This window comes from Halalkalicoccus sp. CGA53, from assembly GCF_036429475.1.
GTDB lineage: Archaea > Halobacteriota > Halobacteria > Halobacteriales > Halalkalicoccaceae > Natronorarus > Natronorarus salvus.
The window spans coordinates 1,607,733-1,625,034 of record NZ_CP144125.1; the positions used below are offsets into that span (position 1 = coordinate 1,607,733).

Consider the following 17,302-nt stretch of genomic DNA (forward strand, 5'->3'; position numbering starts at 1 on the left):
AAAGCGATTGGGATTCGGCGGACTACCGCTCTTCTGGGGCGATCTCCTCCGGTACCTTCCCCTCGACCAGCGAACTGTCGTCGTACTCCTCTCTCAGCACCTTCTTGTCGAACTTTCCGGTCGCCGTCTTCGGGATCTCGTCGATCGTCATCACCTCGTCCGGTCGCCACCACGTGGGGTACTCCGCCTCGATCAGGTCGCCGAGTTCGGCCGCGAGTTCCTCGTCCGCCTCGGCGGTGGGGACGACGAACGCGACCGGACGCTCCTGCCAGCGTTCGTGTGGCACGCCGATCACGGTCGCCTCCGCGACCGCGTCGTGGGCCATCAGCGCGTTCTCCAGTTCGACCGACGAGATCCACTCCCCGCCGCTCTTGATCACGTCCTTCGCCCGGTCGACGATCTCGATATATCCGTGAGAATCGACGCGGACGACGTCGCCGGTCTTCAGCCAGTCGCCGTCGAAGTCGTCGGCGGCGTCGGGTCGGTCGAAGTACTCGGTCGTCACAGACGGGCCGCGAACGTGGAGTTCGCCGAACTCCTCGCCGTCCCAGGGCACCTCCTCGCCGTCGTCGCCGACGACCCTGAACTCCAGTCCGGGCGCGATCAGTCCCTGTTTCGCCCGGGCGTCGTACCTCGCCTCCTCGTCGAGCCCCTCCATCCCCGGTTTCAGCCGGGCGACGGTCCCGATCGGCGACATCTCGGTCATCCCCCAGGCGTGGACCACCTCGACGCCGAGTTCGTCGAACCGCCGGATCATCGCCTCGGGGGCGGCGCTCCCGCCGACGACGATCCGTTCGAGCGAGGAGAGGTCGACCTCGTTCTCCTGGAGGTACTCCATGAGGCCGAGCCAGACGGTCGGGACGCCAGCGGTGAGCGTCACACCCTCCTCCTCGATCAGGTCGGCGAGGTCCGCGGGGTCGGGCGCGGGGCCGGGGTAGACGTGTTTCGCGCCCGCCGCCGTCGTCGTGAAGGGCATCCCCCACGCGTTGACGTGGAACATGGGGACGACCGGCATCACGACGTCCGAGTCGTCGATGTGGAGCCCGCCCGGCGAGAACGTCATCATCGTGTGCGCCCAGAGCATCTGCTGGGTGTACTCGACGCCCTTCGGTCGGCCCGTCGTCCCCGAGGTGTAACACATCCCCGCCGGCTGCTCCTCTCTCACCTGCGGCCAGTCGAACGCCCCGTCGTGGTCAGAGAGCAACGACTCGTAGTCGACCACGGGTGAGAGGTCGGCTTCTCCGACGTCCGAGCCCATAACGACGAACCGTTCGACGCTCTCGAAGGCGCCCGGGTCGTCCGTGACCGCGCCCGCGAGCTTCTCCGCGAGCGAGGGGTCGACGAAGAGCAGTCGGTCTCCTGCATCCCTGACGATGTACTGGAGGTGGTCGTCCGGCAGCAGCGGGTTGATCGTGTGGAGCTGTGCCCCCATGTTCGGCACCGAGAAGTACGTCTCGAAGTGTCTGTGGTGGTTCCAGCAGACGGTCCCTACCCGATCGCCGGGTTCGATACCGGTCGCGGTGAGCGCGTTCGCGAGGCGACCGACCCGCTCGTCGTACGTCGCGTAGTCGTAGCGCTCGATGCCGTCGTGGGTCCGCGAGACGATTTCTGTACCTGGATACAGTCGACTCGCACGCCACATGAACGGTCGCAGGGTCATGTCGGTGCCACCTGGCATGGTTCGGAAGAAACCCTCACGGACGTTAACGTTACTGACGGCTCGCTCCCGTCCGCGGCCACACGCCGGTGCGGGCCCTCCGATCGTCACTCGTTCGCGTACCAGAGGACCGAGAGACCGGAGACCCGCTCGAAGTCACGGTTCCGCGTCACGAGCGTTCTTCCCGCCTCACGAACGACCCCCGCGATCAGTTCGTCGCCGCGGTCCATCGACGTTCCACGGACCTCGCACCCGCGGGCGATCAGCGCTGCCTCGCGGGCCGCACGGGGCGTGGTCGGGAGCTGTCGGGGACGCCGGAACGTTTTCACCGACGGCCACGAACGGTCGAGTGTGAAGGAGTACGAGCGCAAGGGGCTGCTCGAACGGGTCGACCGCGAGGGCGCGACGATCGGCTCGCGCATCCCGGAGGAGATCACCGTCCAGGGCGAGCCGATCGCACTCCGCGAGTTCGTCTTCGAGATCAAGCGTCGGGAGACGATCCCGAAGGGAGAGCGCGAGCGCGTCGAACGAGCGAAGCGAAACCTTCGACGCGAACGACGGGAGCGCTACGAGCGACTGGAGGAGGCTGATATCGGTCGCGAGGAGGCCGAGGCGCTCGTCGAGTCGATCGTCGGGATCGACAGAGCTCTGGAGGCGCTCGTCCAGCTCCGACCGAGCAGTATCGAGGCGGAGATCGAGGCCCAGACGATGGCCGACAGAAAGCGCTGGATGTCGTTTCTCAAGCAGGCGCTCGGAACCGGCGAGGACGCGACCACGAGAGGAGGCCGATGATGAGCAGGAACACCGAGATCGCGGCGCTGTTCGAGGAGTTCGCAGACCTCCTCGAGGCACAGGACGTGGAGTACAAGCCCAGAAGCTACCGTCGGGCGGCCGAGAACATCCGCGACCACCCGACGGCGATCGAGACGCTCGCCGAGGAGGGCCAGGACGCGGTCGAGGGGATCGAGGGCGTCGGCGACGCCATCTCCTCGAAGGTGCTCGAGTACCTCGAGACGGGCGCGATCGAGGAGCTAGAGGAGCTTCGCGAGGAGCTTCCGGTCCACATGGACGAACTCACGAGCGTCGAGGGCGTCGGCCCGAAGACGGTCGGCCGCCTCTACGAGGACCTCGGCGTCGTCGACCTCTCGGACCTCGAACGTGCGGCGAGCGGGGGGGAGATCCGGGAGCTCGACGGCTTCGGGCCGAAGACCGAGGAGAACATCCTCGATGGACTGGAGTTCGCCCGTCGGGCGCGCGAGCGAGAACTGCTCGGCGACGCACGGCCGCTCGCCGACGACGTCCTCGACTACCTGGAGGGGGTAGCGGCGGTCGAGCGGGTGGCGGTCGCGGGCTCGATCCGGCGGTGGCGCGAGACGAGCGGCGACGTCGACGTGCTCGCGGCGAGTGACGATCGGCAGCGAGTCGTCGACGCGTTCGTCGACTGGGAGCGCGCCGACGACACGATAGAGGCGGGCGAGAACAAGGCGAGTATCCGCTCCTCCGACATTCGGATCGATCTCCGCGTGGTCGCCCCGAGCGAGTTCGGCAGCGCGCTCCAGTACTTCACCGGGAGCAAGGACCACAACGTCCGGTTCAGAAACCGGGCGATCGAGCGCGACCTGAAGGTCAACGAGTACGGCGTCTTCGACGTGAGCGAGGTCGGCGATAGCGAGGACCACCAGCGGGCCGGCGAGCGGATCGCCGGCGAGACGGAAGAGGGGATGTACGAGGCGCTCTCGCTCCCGTGGATCCCGCCGGAGCTACGCGAAGACCACGGCGAGATCGACGCCGCGGCGGCGGGCGAGCTTCCGGACCTGATCGAGGAGGGCGCGCCCCGTGGCGACCTGCACACCCACACCGACTGGTCGGACGGCACGATGGGGCTAGAGGAGTGGATCGCGAGCGCAGCGGAGTTCGGCCACGAGTACCTCGCGATCGCCGACCACGCGACCGGTCCGGGCGTCGTCGGCGGTGTTGGCCTCTCCGACGACGAGCTGATCGAGCAGGCGGAGGCGATCCGGGAGTCGTCGAGAGATGCCGGGATCGAGGTGTTCGCGGGCGTCGAGGCGAACGTCGACGCCGAGGGTGGGATCAGCATCGGCGAGGAGGTCGCGGAGGCGCTCGACCTCGTCGTCGCCTCGCCGCACAGCGCCCTCGGGATGAGCGGGGGGGAGGCGACCGACCGGCTCGTCGCGGCCGTCTCGAACCCGATGGTCGATATTCTCGGCCACCCCTCCGGACGACTGCTCACCCGGCGGGAGGGGATGGCGTTCGACGTTCGCGCCGTCGCGGAGGCCGCGGCGGAGCACGGTACGGCGCTCGAGATCAACGCGAACCCCAACCGGCTGGACCTCTGGGGGCGGGCGGTCCAGCTCGCGATCGAGGCCGGCGCGACGGTCGTGATCGACACGGACGCACACAGTCCGGGCGAGTTCGAGTACCTCCGGTACGGTGTCCACACCGCTCGCCGGGGATGGGCCGAGCCGGAGGACGTGTTGAACACACGCGACGCCGACGGGATTCGCGAGTTCCTCGACTGACCCTCTCGACCGATCCGACCGATTCACGCAAGTCGATCGAGCCCGTAGGGAGGGCGATGCGAGGGGAGCGAACCGTCGAGCGGGCGGCCGACGGGTCGGTCGAGCGCGTTACCGACCTGATGACGGATCTGGCCGACGGGACCGAGACGGATCGGTACCCGGTCCCCGGCCCGGTCTCCGGGGTGACGACGCCCGAACAGTGTGTCCTCGCGACGTTCGTCGTGCTCGGGATCGGGACGATCGCCGTCATCGACGGTGCGGACTTCGCGCTCGCGGTCGGGTGTGGTCTGGCCGCGCTCGCGTTCGTCTCGGTCGCGATCGGGATGGAGCGGCGTGGCTGATCAGCGTCGGTTCGGCTCCCACTCGGAGCAGGCGTCCATCGTCTCCATCACCTCGTCGGTCGCCCCGCAGTACGGCCGCAGCGAGCCGTTCACCTCGGCGTAGTCGAAGTGAGCGCAGTTGCCGCAGTAGCGGTCGACCGGGGGGCGCTTCGGCGCGGTCATCACGACGGCGTCGCCGCCGTCGCTGACGGGTCGGTCGGGTCCCGTCTCTGGAGAGCCGAGGACGCCGACGCTTCCGAGTCCCGTCCTCGTCGGGACCTCGACGATACGCGTCTCCCCTCGTTTGAGTACGTTGAGGCTGACGGTCCCTCCCGGAGCGTTCCTGACCTTGAACGTCGCGACGCCGGCGAAGAGACAGCCGAGCGTGATCGCGACGCCCAGCGCGTAGACGGCGGTGACGGCGAGCGTGTAGTCGTTCCCGTAGCCCCACCAGTCGGCGGGGTAGGCGAGGCGGAAGAGGCCGACGCCGACGAGCGCGAGCGCCGCGCCGACGGCGGCCGCGATCCGGAGGCGGTCGCTCGCGGGGAGGACGACCGCGATGCCGACGACGACCGCGGGAACGCCGAGGCCGGCGAGCGTGCCGGCGAACCGGCGGGCGGCGAACGTATCCAGCCCGAAGAAAGTGGCGAGGCCGGTCGTCGCGAAGAGCAGTCCGAACACCGAGGCGAGGGTCCCCAGGACGAACAGCGAGAGCCCGGCGACGAGTCGGCGAGACCCGACGTCTCCGACGGGGCCGTTGTAAACGTCGTCGAGGCCGGTCATAGCCGGCGTATGCCCTCCTCGTATAAAACGGTGTGTCAGATCGGTGTCTGACGCGGCCCCCGATGATAAACAACCATGTACGAGCGCGGAGAGAGCTACATCCATGGAATCGCTCGAAGACGTCACGCGTATCGTCCACGAACCGGACGCGGAGTTTGTCGCGTCGACGAACGTCGCGGCGTTCATGGAGGAGTACGACATCTCCGACTACGACGAACTCATCGAGCGGACCTGCGGGGAGGTCGAGGGGGTAGACGCCTCGGGGATCGACTGGTTCTGGGACGAGATGGTCTCCTATCTCGATGTGGAGTTCTACGAGCAATACGACACGGTCCGCGACGACACCGACGGTCCGCAGTTCACCGACTGGTATCCAGGAGGGGAGATCAACCTCGCGCACAACCTCTGTGACAGACACGCCGCGCTCGACTCCGGAACCAGAAACAAAGTAGCGCTCATCTGGGAGGGCGAACCCGGTGAGGTCCGGGAGGTGACCTACCACGAACTACACCGCGAGGCGAACCAGGTGGCGAACGCGCTCGACGACCGCGGGGTCGAGACCGGCGACACCGTCGCGCTCTACATGCCGATGGTGCCCGAGGTCGTCTCGATCCTCTACGGCTGTTTCAAGGCCGGCGCGATCGCGGTGCCGATCTTCTCCGGCTTCGCCGCCGACGCCGTCGCCACCCGGATCGAGGACGCCGACTCCTCGCTCCTTTTCACCGGCGACGGCTTCTACCGCCGCGGGGGCGAGATCCGGCTGAAGGCGAGCGCGGACGAAGCGATCGAGGAGGCCGCGGCCGAAGGGACCGAGATCGAGGACGTGATCGTCGTCGACCGCCTCGGCTCCCGGGCGGCAGGCGAGATCCAGTGGAGCGAGGACCGGGACGAGTGGTGGGACGATGCCGTGAAGAGCCGGGACGACGACTACGAGACGAAACGGCTCCCCTCCGACGCGGAGTCGATGCTGCTCTACTCCTCCGGGACGACCGGCACGCCGAAGGGCATCGTCCACACGCACGCCGGGGTCGGGATCCAGACCGCGAAGGAGATCCACTTCGGATTCGACCAGAAGCCCTCGGATCGGTTCTTCTGGGTCTCCGATATCGGCTGGATGATGGGGCCGTGGACGCTGATCGGCAACCACACCTTCGGCGGGACGGTGTTCATGTACGAGGGCGCACCCGACCACCCCGGCCCCGATCGGTTCTGGGAGATGATCGACCGCCACTCGCTCACCCAGTTCGGCATCTCGCCGACGGCGATCCGCGCGCTCAGAAAACACGGCGAGGAGCCACTCGAGGGCCACGACCTCTCCTCGCTTCGAATCCTCGGTTCGACCGGCGAGCCGTGGGACCCCGAGTCCTGGCGCTGGTTCTACGAGCACGTCGGCGGTGGCGAGTGCCCGATCATCAACATCTCCGGCGGCACCGAGATCTGTGGCTGCTTCCTGATGCCGATGCCGAACCAGCCGCTGAAACCGTGTACCCTCGGTGGACCGGGGCTGGGGATGGACATCGACATCGTGAACGCCGAAGGCCGGTCGGTCGCCGACGAGGGTGAACGCGGCTTCCTCGTCGCGCGCGACTCCTGTCCCTCGATGACCAAGAGCCTCTGGAGCGGCGACGAACACTACGTAGAGGAGTACTGGAGCACGTTCGAGGAGATGTGGGACCACGGCGACTGGGCCCAGAAGGACGACGACGGCTTCTGGTTCCTCCACGGGAGAGCCGACGACGCGCTCAACGTCGCGGGTCGGAAGGTCGGTCCCGCCGAGGTCGAGGGCGCGTTGATCGATCACCCCTCGGTCAACCAGGCCGCCGCGATCGGTGCCCCGGACGACACCACAGGCACTGCAGTCGTCGCCTACGTCATCCTCGAAGACGGGTTCGCGCCGAGCGACGACCTCAGGGCCGAACTCAGGGAACAGGTCGGCGACGAACTGGGTAAGCCGTTCCGGCCGAGAGAGGTACTGTTCGTCTCCGACTTCCCCCGCACACAGAGCGGGAAGATCGTCCGCCGGGCGGTGAAGGCGAGCTACACCGACGAGGATCTCGGGGACCTGAGTTCGATCGAGAACCCCGACGCGATCGACGACCTCGACGACGCTCTGTAGGGTCAGCGGAGAAACGTCCGGAGCTCCGAGACGATCCGCTCTCTCCCCCGCTCCGACGGAAAGTGCGACTCCCCCTCCAGCACGACCGTTCCGACGAGGTACGGGATCACCCGTTCGGCGTGCGGTCGGATCTGTTCGGGCGGGAAGAAGACGTCCTCCTCGGCGACCACGAGGAGCGTCGGGGAACCGAACCTCGAGAGCTCCTCGCGTGTCGCCCGTTTCGGGAACGTGCGCTCGAGACGGACCTCGTGGAAGACCGTGCCGACCAGGTCGACTATCTCTCGGTCTCCCTCCTCGACGGGATCGCTGAACATCGGGGCGACGGCCCGGCCGAGTCGCTCTTCCGTCGGTCGAAGCCGATAGCGGTACATGGGGAGCACGATCTCGCGGAGCATTCGGACGATCGATCCGGTACCCAGTCCGGCGGGGTTTATCAGCGCCGCCCGGTCGATTCGCTCCGGCGCGTACGCGGCGGTCCGGAGGACGATCCCGCCGCCGTACGAGGGCCCCACCATCGCGACGCTGTCGAGGCCGAGTCCGTCCAGTAGATCCGTCACCCACTCCCCGTAGCTCGAATCCCGCGGCGAGACACGGGTTTCAGCGCTCAGCCCCGGATGACCGATCGTGTCGGGAGCGTAGAGCCGGAACTCGTCGGCGAGCGGGAGGAACCACTCCAGACTCACCGGGTTCACCATGTTCCCGCCGTGAAAGACGAGCAGTGGGGTGCCATCCTTCGGACCGGTGACAAGCACGTGCGTCTCGCCGTAGCGCGTCTCGACCCACCGCTCGTCGAACTCGCCCAGCGAATCGACCATCTCCCGGTATCGGCGCTCGATCTCTTTCTTGCCAGCCTCGCTCCGGTAGATCTCGGATACCTCGTTCATCCCGGTCGTCCCTCGATCGGTACCGCATCGACCCGGATCACCTCGACTTCGGGTGCGTCTCCAGCCGCGACCGCCACGTCGCAGACCTCTCCGTCGGGGAAGACGACCGTCGCACCGGCAGCGAGCGGGGCGAGCACGCCCGCGACGACGGTTCCCGGTGCGGAGAGTGGGGCGCGGATAGCCACCTCGATCCCGGGTTCGAGACCGCACCCCGTTCGGATAGTGTCGGCCGCATCGAGGAGCTCTTCGTGGGTGTACTCGCCGTCGGCGGCGACGAGCACGGGGTCGTCTCGTCCGAGGTCCGGCGGGATCGGGCAGGCCGGGTTCTCGCTCCAGACCCCCTCGCCGAAGCCCTGAACTCCTGGTGAACTCTCCCCGTCGCCGTAGGCGATCCGGTGACCGCTTCGCCCGATCTCGTAGCCCTCGATTCGGTCGGCGGGCGCGACGAGCAGCCGATCCTCTACCTCACTCGGTGGATCGAAGCGAACCCGCGCGCCGAGCAGCGCCGCCCCGAACAGCGAGAGCAGCGGCGCGCCGCTCTCCTCGCTCACGACCGCGACCGTGGTTTCCGAACCGACCCCGAAGTGCCGGAAGAAGTTCCCCGTCTTCTGTGCGGTCGTGATGAACTGGTAGTAGTCGTAGCGGGTGTTCACGCCGGTCGGGGCGCGAAGCGCCGTGTCGCGCGAGCGTCGGTCGCGGGCGACGATCTCGCCGATCGTATCCATACGCTCGCTTCGGTGTGTCGGACGAAAACCGGGCCGGTTCCGGTTCGTGAGGATCAGCGGGACGTTCCGTAGCTACCGATCGTACCCGAATGACCACTGGAGGCGTACGATGGGTAGAGGGGAGCTCGTTACGGACTTCGTCCGGTTCGGTCACCCGGTACCGACCCGACCGCTCGGTACGGAAACGTCGGCCGTCTCTCGGTCTCTCCGAACTACGGGGAACGTGCCGAAGGGACACCGTGCGGTGTTTTTATGAGTGGAGCCACGTCGATAGTCGTATGGCTGAAACGAAGGTCGCGGTGGTGACGGCGGCGGGAAGCGGCATCGGCGAGGCATGTGCACGGCGACTGACCGGGGACGGATACACCCCAGTTCTGCTGTCGCGGTCTGGGAGCGCCGTCGAGGTCGCGAACGAACTCGGCGGGGACGGGTTCGAGGGCTCGGTGACCGATCCCGACGACCTGGCTGCTCTCGTCGAGACGACGGTCGAGCGCTACGGTCGTATCGACGCGGTGGTGAACAACACGGGGCACCCGCCGTCCGGCGACCTCCTCGAGATCTCCGACGAGGAGTGGTACGAGGGGCTCGACCTCGTCCTGTTGAACACTATCCGTACGGCTCGCCTCGTCACGCCCGTCATGGAAGAACAGGGTCACGGGTCGATCGTGAACATCTCGACGTTCTCGGCGTTCGAGCCCTCCAGCGAGTTTCCCGTCTCGTCGGTGCTCCGGGCCGGACTCGGGTGTTTCACCAAGCTCTACGCCGACCGATACGCAGCGAGCGGGATCCGGATGAACACGGTGCAGCCCGGATTTGTCGACAGTTACGACGTAGACGAGGAGACGAGAGCCAGAATCCCGATGGGACGACCGGCACGAACCGACGAGATCGCGGACGCGGTCGCGTACCTGCTCTCACCCGCATCGAGCTACATCACCGGTCAGAACGTCCGCGTCGATGGCGGCCTTACAGCCTCCGTATAGACGCCGCAAACTCGCCCGCTACCTCGGTCGGTAGCGTGGTCGACGACACGATCCGTATCCGGAATGTGCCGACAGGAAGGATCGACGACCAGCTCGGCCACCACATCACCTCACCGCTCCGCCTGCGTCTCCGATTCGACCGTTCACACCTCGACGATCCCCTCGAGACCACCGCGAAGCCACACACGGTCAGTGGAGGCTCCCGTCGTCGGCCTGCTCATCTTTCAACTGCTCGCAGAACTATCGGCTAAAGGGTGTTTTCGCTCCCGATGGAGTTGGAGTACTGTCTCTGCCGTGTGGGTGAATCCGTTTCCGCGTTCGAACACCACCGCGGTGGGGTCGATTCGACCTATCGAACGCTGAAATACTCGCCGGCCGTACCGGTCCACGATGCGAACGATCGAGACGGAGATCGAGATCGACGCCTCCCCCGAGGAGGTCTGGGACGTGCTGGTCGACTTCGAGTCCTACCCCGAGTGGAACCCGTTGCTCACGTGGATCGACGGCGAGGCGACGCCGGGGGCTCGGCTCCGGGTCCGGATCGAACCGCCCGGATCGCGGGGAATGACGTTCCGGCCACGACTCGTCGTCGCGGAGCCGAACCGGAGACTCGAGTGGCTCGGCAGACTCCTCGTCCCACACGTCTTCGACGGCCGGCACGAGTTCCGGCTCGAACCCGTCGGCGAGAGAACGCGGTTCGTCCACCGCGAGACGTTCTCGGGGCTGTTGATGCCCGCGGTGCTCGATGGGGAGGGAGTAAAAGCCGGGTTCCGCGCGATGAACCGGGCGCTCAAGGCGCGTGTCGAGGGCGACGAACCGAGCGATTGACGGCTCTCGGGGCCGGTTTACATATCTCGTTTGCAGAAGTACCGCTACGGATGGGATCCGGTCGGATCACGCTGTACGTCGCGACGAGCCTCGACGGGTTCGTCGCGGACGAGCAGGGTGGGGTCGCCTGGCTCGAAGCGTTCGACGGTACCGACGAGGACGAAGGACGGAGGAGTTACGAGGCGTTCTTCGAGAGCGTCGACTGTCTGGTGATGGGGTCGCGAACCTACGAGCAGGTCCTCGGCTTCGGCGAGTGGCCCTACGGGAGAAAGCCGACCTACGTCGCGACGAACAGAGACCTCCCTCGCGCGACGGAACGAATCGAGTTCGTTTCGGGTGAGATCGGATCGATCGCCGACGACCTCACGAGCGAGTACGACCACGTCTGGCTCGTTGGCGGGGCGGCGTTCGCAGGGTCGTTTCTCGCCGCGGATCGTGTCGACGAGATCCGGCTTTCTGTCGTTCCGCTGTTGCTCGGCGACGGGATCTCGCTGTTCGGAGACGGCACTGGAGAGCACAGACTCGCGTTACTGGACAGTACGGAGCACTCGAACGGTATCGTCGAACTCCGCTGCAGGGTGGGCGAGAGCTGATTGGCCTTTCGGAGGGCATCGTAGACCTCATCGGCAGGCGTTGTTACCGACGACGAGGAGTAGAATCGGCCGCTCACGAGAGATGTGTACTGACCGCCGAGAGATGTACCACTCAGCGTAGATCTTCAGAGACTCGTGCTGAATACACGGCGTGAATGTGGCACCAGGCGTTGGTGGATCGTTACGGAGTCGGATCGGTCAGTGCAGGGGATCCATGAACCACTGATTCTCAGATAATTCGATGTACAAGAAACTTACTCGACTCCAACATCTATTCACAAGGTGGCCCTCCACCGCCGGTGGAGCATCGAATTCCGTACTAACCCAAGTTGAGTTAGCGAAACTTTGCAAGCGGTCATCTAGTACTCCTCGTTCGAACAAACGATAGTCAACTGTGGACACCGCTACGTGCCTGCACAGAGTAATGAGCCTATAGCCAGAATTCCCATCCGGGGAGACGTTCGACATGAAATGGCAGATCAAGCAGATCGAATGGGAGGCTGTCGCGGGCATTCTAGCAGCGGTTCTCGCGCTCGTACTCCATTTCCTGCACATCGTGGATCTCGACGAGTTGGCGCTCCTGTGGTGACGTCTCCGCGACCGCTTTTGGATGGTTTGATGACATGATGCCTGTTTCAGTCTCCTCCCGAGGATTCGGCCTTCGTCTACCCGATGGCTTCATTATCGTGGTTCGTCCACGATTTATCTCACTACGCGTGGCAGCTATACTGCCCGAAGATACGGGTGAGACACCTGAATTACTTGGGGTGGGAAACCCATACACATACGATGGATGTCTCCGGGTGAAAGAGTGAAGGTTCGCTTTACCTGCCACGAATGCAAGAACTCGTTTAACGGGGAGGTGGAGAATCAGTGGGGCATGTACGAATTTGTTCGTTGTCCAGCCTGCAGTGGCGCGAAGACGACACTGGCTGCAACAGCGTCCAGAATGAACGCGGATCACCGAGGAGAGTTCGAAGAGAGGGAGGGGTAACGTCCTCTACGAGCCACGAGTAGGCGAACGTCTTCGGTACGTGGAGGTTGTTTAGAAGACTACCCGCTCCACTCGCCACCGATGTCTCCAGTGATGTTCTCCCGCTATGCTTCGAACCGCGCCTCACAGGTTTCGGCGGATTCGATGTGTTCCATGAATCCGGCACCGCCGTCCCGTAAATTCTCGCTACAGAACGCACAGAACTCTGGATTGGCCCACTCATCGGAATCCCGAGGCGGGTGCGAACCGTCAGAGTCCATGTCTGTGATTACAATCTCTGAGTGGATAATACTGGTTGTGAATTACCCTTATCCAGTGGCGGAGCAATTGGTGTATCAGCGGCTGTCGAGTAATTTAGCCGTCTGACGGAAGTGTACCTTCTTAGATGTGATTCTCTGCAATCGACATCTCCATCGGTTGGTAAGCACGTCTACTGACCACCCGTTTCAGACAAACTCGGGCAAAACGAACGCGATCGCCGTGTTACACTCCATCCTCTATATCCTGCAAGCGATTTCTGGCAGTATAACGCCATATCGAACTGTGCGACGGTACGTGACCCCCCTTTACTGATCGATTCGGCGAAGCGGAAGACGGGGCTACCAACCGTTTCACGATACCCTCGATCGGACTCAGAACGTGTCGCGGATCTTCTCGAAGAACCCTTTGCCGACCTCGACCTCCTCGCCGCCAGCCTCGGCGAACGCCTCGAGCGCCTCGCGCTGCTCGCGGTTGAGCGTCTTCGGCGTGACGACCTGCACCGTGACGTAGAGGTCGCCACGACCGCGGCGTCTGAGCCGGGGCATCCCCTTCCTTTCCAACCTGAACGTCTCGCCGCTCTGGGTCCCCTCCTCGATCTCGAACTCGACCGCGCCGTCGAGCGTCGGCACTTCGATCGTGTCGCCGAACGTCGCCTGTGGGAACGAGATCGGGGCCCGGTGCCTGAGATCGTCGCCCTCGCGCTCGAAGTCGGGGTGCTCCTCGACGGTGATCTCGATCAGCAGGTCGCCGCGCGGACCCCCGCGCTCGCCCGGGGCTCCCTCGCGCTCCATCCGGAGCGTCTGGCCGTCGGCGATCCCTGCGGGCACGTCCACGGTGAGCGTCGACTCCTCCCGGACGACGCCCTCGCCGCGACACTCGCCACAGCGGTCGGCGAACTGCTTTCCCTCGCCGCCACAGCGCCGACAGGTCGTCGTCTGCTGCATCCGGCCGAACGGCGTCTGCTGGACCTGGGTGACCTGACCGCTGCCGCCACACTCACCACACGTGGTCGGGTCGTGTCCGCCCTCGCCGTCACACGCCTCGCACTCGGTCGGCCTGGTGAGCGTCATCTCCTTGGCCGCCCCCTCGTACGCCTCCTCCAGCGTGATCGTGAGCGTCGTCCTGAGGTCCGCGCCCTGCCGCGGGCCGTTTCGGCTCCGGCCGCCGCCGAAGAACTGCTCGAAGATGTCGCCGAGGCCGCCACCGCCACCGAACGGGTCGCCGCCACCGAAGGGATCGCCACCCCCGCCGCCGTCGAAGCCGCCGCGCTTTTCGGACTGCTCGAAGCGGTCGTGGCCCATCCGGTCGTAGGCCGCCCGCTGGTCCTCGTCGCTCAACACCTCCTTCGCTTTCTGTACCTTCTTGAACTTCTCCTCGGCGTTCGGCTCGTCGCTCACGTCGGGGTGATACTGCGCCGCTTTCTTCCGGTAGGCGCGTTTGATCTCCTCCTCGCCGGCGTCCCGACTCACGCCGAGGATCTCGTAGAAATCCTCGCTCATCAGTTGTCCTCCCGTATTCGGTTGAGACACTTGAACTGCCCGCTTGTCGGAACCGTCCCGGAGCCTCCGTGTCGCCGTGGCGTCACCTCCGGTGACTCGTCGAACGAAACGACCCGGGGAGTCGACGCCGTCCGACTCGACGACGGTTCGATCGGGGGGCGGCTCTCGTCTCCCGACGGACCCGACGAAACGACTCGTTACGGTGAGACGGCTCCGGTACGCTGGACCGATTATCGAACGGGTAACGAAGTGTGAGACCGACGTCGCTCTCCCCGATGCGACGAGACAACGGTGTGTCGAGACGTTCGGTTCTCGCCCTCGGCGCCGCCGCGATGGGAACGGCGACGGCCGGAGTGGCCGTCGGTTCGACTGACGACGGTACCGGGGACGGTGACGGGGAGGACGGACCGGCGGTTCGCAGGCTCGAGTGTGGAGCGGAGATCGAAGAGGCGTTCACCGGCGAGGAGCCTCGATTCGAGGCCGACGAGGTGGATGAGCCCGAGTGGGACCCCGAGCGGTTCGACCCTCTACCGGCGCTCCGGGACGGACACCGGTACCGCGAGTACCGGTTCGACGGTCGGGAGGGGGAACGGATCGACCTCTTCGTGCGGACCGAGCGGACCGGCGACCCGGACCCCGACGACGCCCACGGCGAGTTCCCGTTCGCGGGCGAACCCGCCATCTACCTGCTCGACGCGGACGGGACCCTCATCGCGTCGATGCACGAGGAGACGTTCACCCACCGTGGGGTCGCCTTCCTCTTCGCCGAGATCCCCGCCGACGGAGAGTATCGGATCGTCGCCATGGACTGGAACGTCGCCGACCCGGAGTACCGGTACTGGCTGCACGTCAGTTGCTGGGACCGGGAGCCGCCGACCGTACCGGAGCGCCTCGAGTGTGGCTCGTCGGTCACGGGCGAACTCAGCGACGAGGACCGCCGTGGCCTCCCGAGCGAGGAGCATCGCTACGACCTCTACAGCTTCGACGGGGAGTGTGGCGATTGCGTTCGGCTGACCGTGACGGCCGAGGACGGCTCACCGCACGTCTCGCTCGTCTCCCCGGACGGCGATCTCCTCGCCGTCGCGTCCGGCGAGGGCGAGGCGACCGTCGACGGCTACCGGCTCGGTTCGACCGGCACGTACGGCGTCCTCGCCACGAGCGTCGAACCGGACGAGCGGTTCGCGTACGACCTGACTCTCGAGTGCTGGTGACCGGCTGACCGACGATCGCCCCTCTCGCCGACGGACGGCTTCCGGTCTCCCTCGCTTCGGTGGACCGTCCCCCGGACGTCTCGACCGGCCGACTGAACTCGGGTTCAGCGAACCTTTTACTCCCTCTCTGCTGTAACTCGGTCCATGGCGACGGATACCACGGCCGAGTTCGTCGAGGTCGCCTCGCTCTCCGACCTCGAATCGGAGGGGCGTGCGCTCGTCTCGGCCGACGGCCAGGCGATCGCGCTGTTTCACCACGAGGTTGAGGTCTACGCCGTGGACAACCGCTGTCCACACATGGGCTTCCCGCTGACGAGGGGCACCGTCGACGACGGGATCCTCACCTGTCACTGGCACCACGCCCGGTTCGAACTGGAGCGAGGCGACACGTTCGACCCCTGGGCCGACGACGTCCAGACGTTTCCCGTCCGGATAGACGGCGACACGGTCTCGCTCGACCCCGACCCCGAGCCGACGGTGCCACCCGAGACGCGCTGGCGGAACCGGCTCGCGGACGGGCTCCAGGAGGACCTCTCGCTCGTGATGGCGAAGGCGGTGATCGGCCTCGACGACCACGGCGAGGGCTTTACCACCCCGCTCGAGACCGCCGTCCGGTTCGGGACCCGGTACCGGAACTCGGGCTGGGGTCGGGGACTGACCACGCTCGGCTGTACCGCGACGATCTACGACCACGTCGGCGGGCGCGACAAACGCCGGGCGATGTCCACGGGCGTCCGCGAGGTGGCCGACGACAGCGCCGGCGAGCCACCCAGGTTCGAACAGCGCGCGTTCGAGAGCCGTTCGATCCCGAGAGACCGCCTCCTGTCCTGGTTCCGCGAGTCGATCGAGGTGCGCGACCGTGCCGGTTCCGAACGGTGTCTGCTGACGGCCATCGCGACGCTTCCTCCCGAGGGGGTCGCGGAGCTGCTGTTCACCGCGGCGACGGACCACCGCTACATGGACGCGGGTCACACCCTCGACTTCGTCAACACGGCGTTCGAGGTGCTCGACCACGTCGGATGGGAGGGCCACGCCGACGCGGTGCTCGCCTCGACGGTCCCCCGGCTCACGGGCGCGACCCGATCGGAGGAACTCTCCTCGTGGCGACAGCCGGTCGACATCGCCGACCTCTGTGCCGACGCCGAGGATCTCCTCCCGGACCTCGTCGCCGCGGGCGAGGGAACGGAGTGGCATCGTCCCGAGGGATTCGTCGAGACGCTGCTCTCGGAGGACCCCCACACGGTGATCGACGCGCTCACCGAGGCGATCGCCGCGGGCGCCACGGTGCGAGAACTCGCGGACGCGGTCGCCCGCGCGGCGACGCGGCGGGTCGCCTACTTCGCGACGAACAACGAGTTCAACGACTGGAACACGGTGCATCACACGTTCACCTACGCGAACGCGGTCCACCGGGCGGCCGCGAAGACCGATACCCGGAACCTCTACCGGGGCTGTTTCGACGGCGCGATGTCGGTCTACCGCGATCGATTCCTGAACACCCCACGCGCCCCGCTGCCCGAACCCGGCGAGTCGGATCGCGATCCGGCGACGATCAGGGAGGAGCTGTTGGAGAGCTTCGACGAACAGGGCCAGGTCGAGCGCGCCGCACGCCTCGTGAGCGAACACTTCGACGCCGGGGGCGACCCGACCGACCTGAAGCGGACGCTCGGACGGGGACTGCTCAGAGAGGACGCCGGCTTCCACACGATCCAGAGCGTCGAGGCGGCGTTCCAGCGATTCGACGCCGTCGAGAGCGAGGAGGAGCGACGGCTCGCGCTGGTGGCGACCGCCCGGTACATGGCCGCGCACTTCCCGACCCGCAGGCGAAACGAACAGACGTTCTCGATCGCGACCCGGCTGCATCGGGGCGAACGGCTCCACGAGGCCGAGTGAGGGTATCGAACTCGC

General features: G+C 66.2%; 17 protein-coding genes. 10 read left to right on the forward strand and 7 right to left on the reverse strand.

Annotation, left to right across the window (positions count from 1 at the left end; genetic code table 11):
- Positions 1-22: 22 nt before the first annotated feature.
- Together V2L32_RS09755 and V2L32_RS09760 are read right to left on the reverse strand one after the other, a co-directional pair.
- Positions 23-1,678 (reverse strand): long-chain fatty acid--CoA ligase, encoded by a 1,656-nt coding sequence (locus V2L32_RS09755; RefSeq protein WP_331236300.1) that lies wholly within the window; start codon positions 1,676-1,678, stop codon positions 23-25.
- A gap of 86 nt (positions 1,679-1,764) precedes the next feature.
- Positions 1,765-1,986 (reverse strand): PIN domain-containing protein, encoded by a 222-nt coding sequence (locus V2L32_RS09760; protein WP_331236301.1) that lies wholly within the window; start codon positions 1,984-1,986, stop codon positions 1,765-1,767.
- A gap of 22 nt (positions 1,987-2,008) precedes the next feature.
- Between V2L32_RS09760 and V2L32_RS09765 the strand changes: the two genes are divergently transcribed.
- From V2L32_RS09765 to V2L32_RS09775, 3 genes are read left to right on the forward strand one after another with little or no spacing between them, the layout of a single operon-like run.
- The gene (locus V2L32_RS09765; RefSeq protein WP_331236302.1) at positions 2,009-2,449 is read left to right on the forward strand and encodes a DUF5788 family protein; all 441 of its coding nucleotides are present in this window, start codon (positions 2,009-2,011) and stop codon (positions 2,447-2,449) included.
- A complete protein-coding gene (polX, locus tag V2L32_RS09770; protein WP_331236303.1) occupies positions 2,449-4,197 on the forward strand; it encodes a DNA polymerase/3'-5' exonuclease PolX in 1,749 nt (582 codons plus the stop codon). The genes V2L32_RS09765 and polX overlap by 1 nt, the downstream gene beginning before the upstream one ends.
- Before the next feature lie 56 nt (positions 4,198-4,253).
- Positions 4,254-4,538, forward strand: coding sequence for a hypothetical protein (locus tag V2L32_RS09775; RefSeq protein ID WP_331236304.1), 285 nt, complete (start codon positions 4,254-4,256; stop codon positions 4,536-4,538).
- On the opposite strand, the gene V2L32_RS09780 is transcribed toward V2L32_RS09775, so the two are convergent.
- Complete coding sequence (locus V2L32_RS09780) at positions 4,539-5,300, reverse strand: DUF7139 domain-containing protein (RefSeq protein ID WP_331236305.1); 762 nt, start codon at positions 5,298-5,300, stop codon at positions 4,539-4,541. It lies immediately after the preceding gene.
- Positions 5,301-5,403: 103 nt separating this feature from the next.
- On the opposite strand from V2L32_RS09780, the gene V2L32_RS09785 reads away from it, so the two are divergent.
- Positions 5,404-7,416: an AMP-binding protein gene (locus tag V2L32_RS09785; RefSeq protein ID WP_331236306.1), complete on the forward strand. Its 2,013-nt coding sequence runs from the start codon at positions 5,404-5,406 to the stop codon at positions 7,414-7,416.
- Between the two features lie 2 nt (positions 7,417-7,418).
- On the opposite strand, the gene V2L32_RS09790 is transcribed toward V2L32_RS09785, so the two are convergent.
- Both V2L32_RS09790 and V2L32_RS09795 read right to left on the reverse strand, forming a co-directional pair.
- A complete protein-coding gene (locus V2L32_RS09790; protein ID WP_331236307.1) occupies positions 7,419-8,300 on the reverse strand; it encodes an alpha/beta fold hydrolase in 882 nt (293 codons plus the stop codon).
- Positions 8,297-9,025: a hypothetical protein gene (locus tag V2L32_RS09795; protein ID WP_331236308.1), complete on the reverse strand. Its 729-nt coding sequence runs from the start codon at positions 9,023-9,025 to the stop codon at positions 8,297-8,299. Before V2L32_RS09795 ends, V2L32_RS09790 begins: the two co-directional genes overlap by 4 nt.
- A gap of 278 nt (positions 9,026-9,303) precedes the next feature.
- On the opposite strand from V2L32_RS09795, the gene V2L32_RS09800 reads away from it, so the two are divergent.
- The 4 genes from V2L32_RS09800 (at position 9,304) to V2L32_RS09815 (ending at position 12,018) form a co-directional block, all read left to right on the forward strand.
- On the forward strand, positions 9,304-10,008 hold the full coding sequence (locus tag V2L32_RS09800; RefSeq protein WP_331236309.1) for an SDR family oxidoreductase: 705 nt from the start codon (positions 9,304-9,306) through the stop codon (positions 10,006-10,008).
- Between the two features lie 390 nt (positions 10,009-10,398).
- Entirely contained in the window at positions 10,399-10,836 is a 438-nt protein-coding gene (locus V2L32_RS09805; protein WP_331236310.1) for an SRPBCC domain-containing protein, read from the forward strand.
- 50 nt (positions 10,837-10,886) lie between these two features.
- Positions 10,887-11,429, forward strand: a complete 543-nt coding sequence (locus V2L32_RS09810) for a dihydrofolate reductase family protein (protein WP_331236311.1) — start codon at positions 10,887-10,889, stop codon at positions 11,427-11,429.
- Positions 11,430-11,895: 466 nt separating this feature from the next.
- On the forward strand, positions 11,896-12,018 hold the full coding sequence (locus V2L32_RS09815) for a hypothetical protein (RefSeq protein ID WP_331236312.1): 123 nt from the start codon (positions 11,896-11,898) through the stop codon (positions 12,016-12,018).
- A gap of 509 nt (positions 12,019-12,527) precedes the next feature.
- Here the strand turns inward: V2L32_RS09815 and V2L32_RS21240 are convergent.
- Together V2L32_RS21240 and dnaJ are read right to left on the reverse strand one after the other, a co-directional pair.
- The gene (locus V2L32_RS21240; protein WP_457852211.1) at positions 12,528-12,683 is read right to left on the reverse strand and encodes a DUF7501 family protein; all 156 of its coding nucleotides are present in this window, start codon (positions 12,681-12,683) and stop codon (positions 12,528-12,530) included.
- Positions 12,684-13,055: 372 nt separating this feature from the next.
- Positions 13,056-14,183: a molecular chaperone DnaJ gene (dnaJ, locus tag V2L32_RS09820; RefSeq protein ID WP_331236313.1), complete on the reverse strand. Its 1,128-nt coding sequence runs from the start codon at positions 14,181-14,183 to the stop codon at positions 13,056-13,058.
- Positions 14,184-14,476: 293 nt separating this feature from the next.
- Between dnaJ and V2L32_RS09825 the strand changes: the two genes are divergently transcribed.
- Together V2L32_RS09825 and V2L32_RS09830 are read left to right on the forward strand one after the other, a co-directional pair.
- Complete coding sequence (locus V2L32_RS09825; protein WP_331236314.1) at positions 14,477-15,394, forward strand: lactonase family protein; 918 nt, start codon at positions 14,477-14,479, stop codon at positions 15,392-15,394.
- A gap of 144 nt (positions 15,395-15,538) precedes the next feature.
- A complete protein-coding gene (locus V2L32_RS09830) occupies positions 15,539-17,287 on the forward strand; it encodes a Rieske (2Fe-2S) protein (protein WP_331236315.1) in 1,749 nt (582 codons plus the stop codon).
- Positions 17,288-17,302 lie beyond the last annotated feature (15 nt).

Coding starts and splice junctions, on each gene's coding strand:
- V2L32_RS09755 (WP_331236300.1), bottom strand. CDS start 1,678: ATGCCAGGTGGCACCGACATGACCCTGCGACCGTTCATGTGGCGTGCG.
- polX (WP_331236303.1), top strand. CDS start 2,449: ATGAGCAGGAACACCGAGATCGCGGCGCTGTTCGAGGAGTTCGCAGAC.
- V2L32_RS09775 (WP_331236304.1), top strand. CDS start 4,254: ATGCGAGGGGAGCGAACCGTCGAGCGGGCGGCCGACGGGTCGGTCGAG.
- V2L32_RS09780 (WP_331236305.1), bottom strand. CDS start 5,300: ATGACCGGCCTCGACGACGTTTACAACGGCCCCGTCGGAGACGTCGGG.
- V2L32_RS09785 (WP_331236306.1), top strand. CDS start 5,404: ATGGAATCGCTCGAAGACGTCACGCGTATCGTCCACGAACCGGACGCG.
- V2L32_RS09790 (WP_331236307.1), bottom strand. CDS start 8,300: ATGAACGAGGTATCCGAGATCTACCGGAGCGAGGCTGGCAAGAAAGAG.
- V2L32_RS09795 (WP_331236308.1), bottom strand. CDS start 9,025: ATGGATACGATCGGCGAGATCGTCGCCCGCGACCGACGCTCGCGCGAC.
- V2L32_RS09800 (WP_331236309.1), top strand. CDS start 9,304: ATGGCTGAAACGAAGGTCGCGGTGGTGACGGCGGCGGGAAGCGGCATC.
- V2L32_RS09805 (WP_331236310.1), top strand. CDS start 10,399: ATGCGAACGATCGAGACGGAGATCGAGATCGACGCCTCCCCCGAGGAG.
- V2L32_RS09810 (WP_331236311.1), top strand. CDS start 10,887: ATGGGATCCGGTCGGATCACGCTGTACGTCGCGACGAGCCTCGACGGG.
- V2L32_RS09815 (WP_331236312.1), top strand. CDS start 11,896: ATGAAATGGCAGATCAAGCAGATCGAATGGGAGGCTGTCGCGGGCATT.
- V2L32_RS21240 (WP_457852211.1), bottom strand. CDS start 12,683: ATGGACTCTGACGGTTCGCACCCGCCTCGGGATTCCGATGAGTGGGCC.
- dnaJ (WP_331236313.1), bottom strand. CDS start 14,183: ATGAGCGAGGATTTCTACGAGATCCTCGGCGTGAGTCGGGACGCCGGC.
- V2L32_RS09830 (WP_331236315.1), top strand. CDS start 15,539: ATGGCGACGGATACCACGGCCGAGTTCGTCGAGGTCGCCTCGCTCTCC.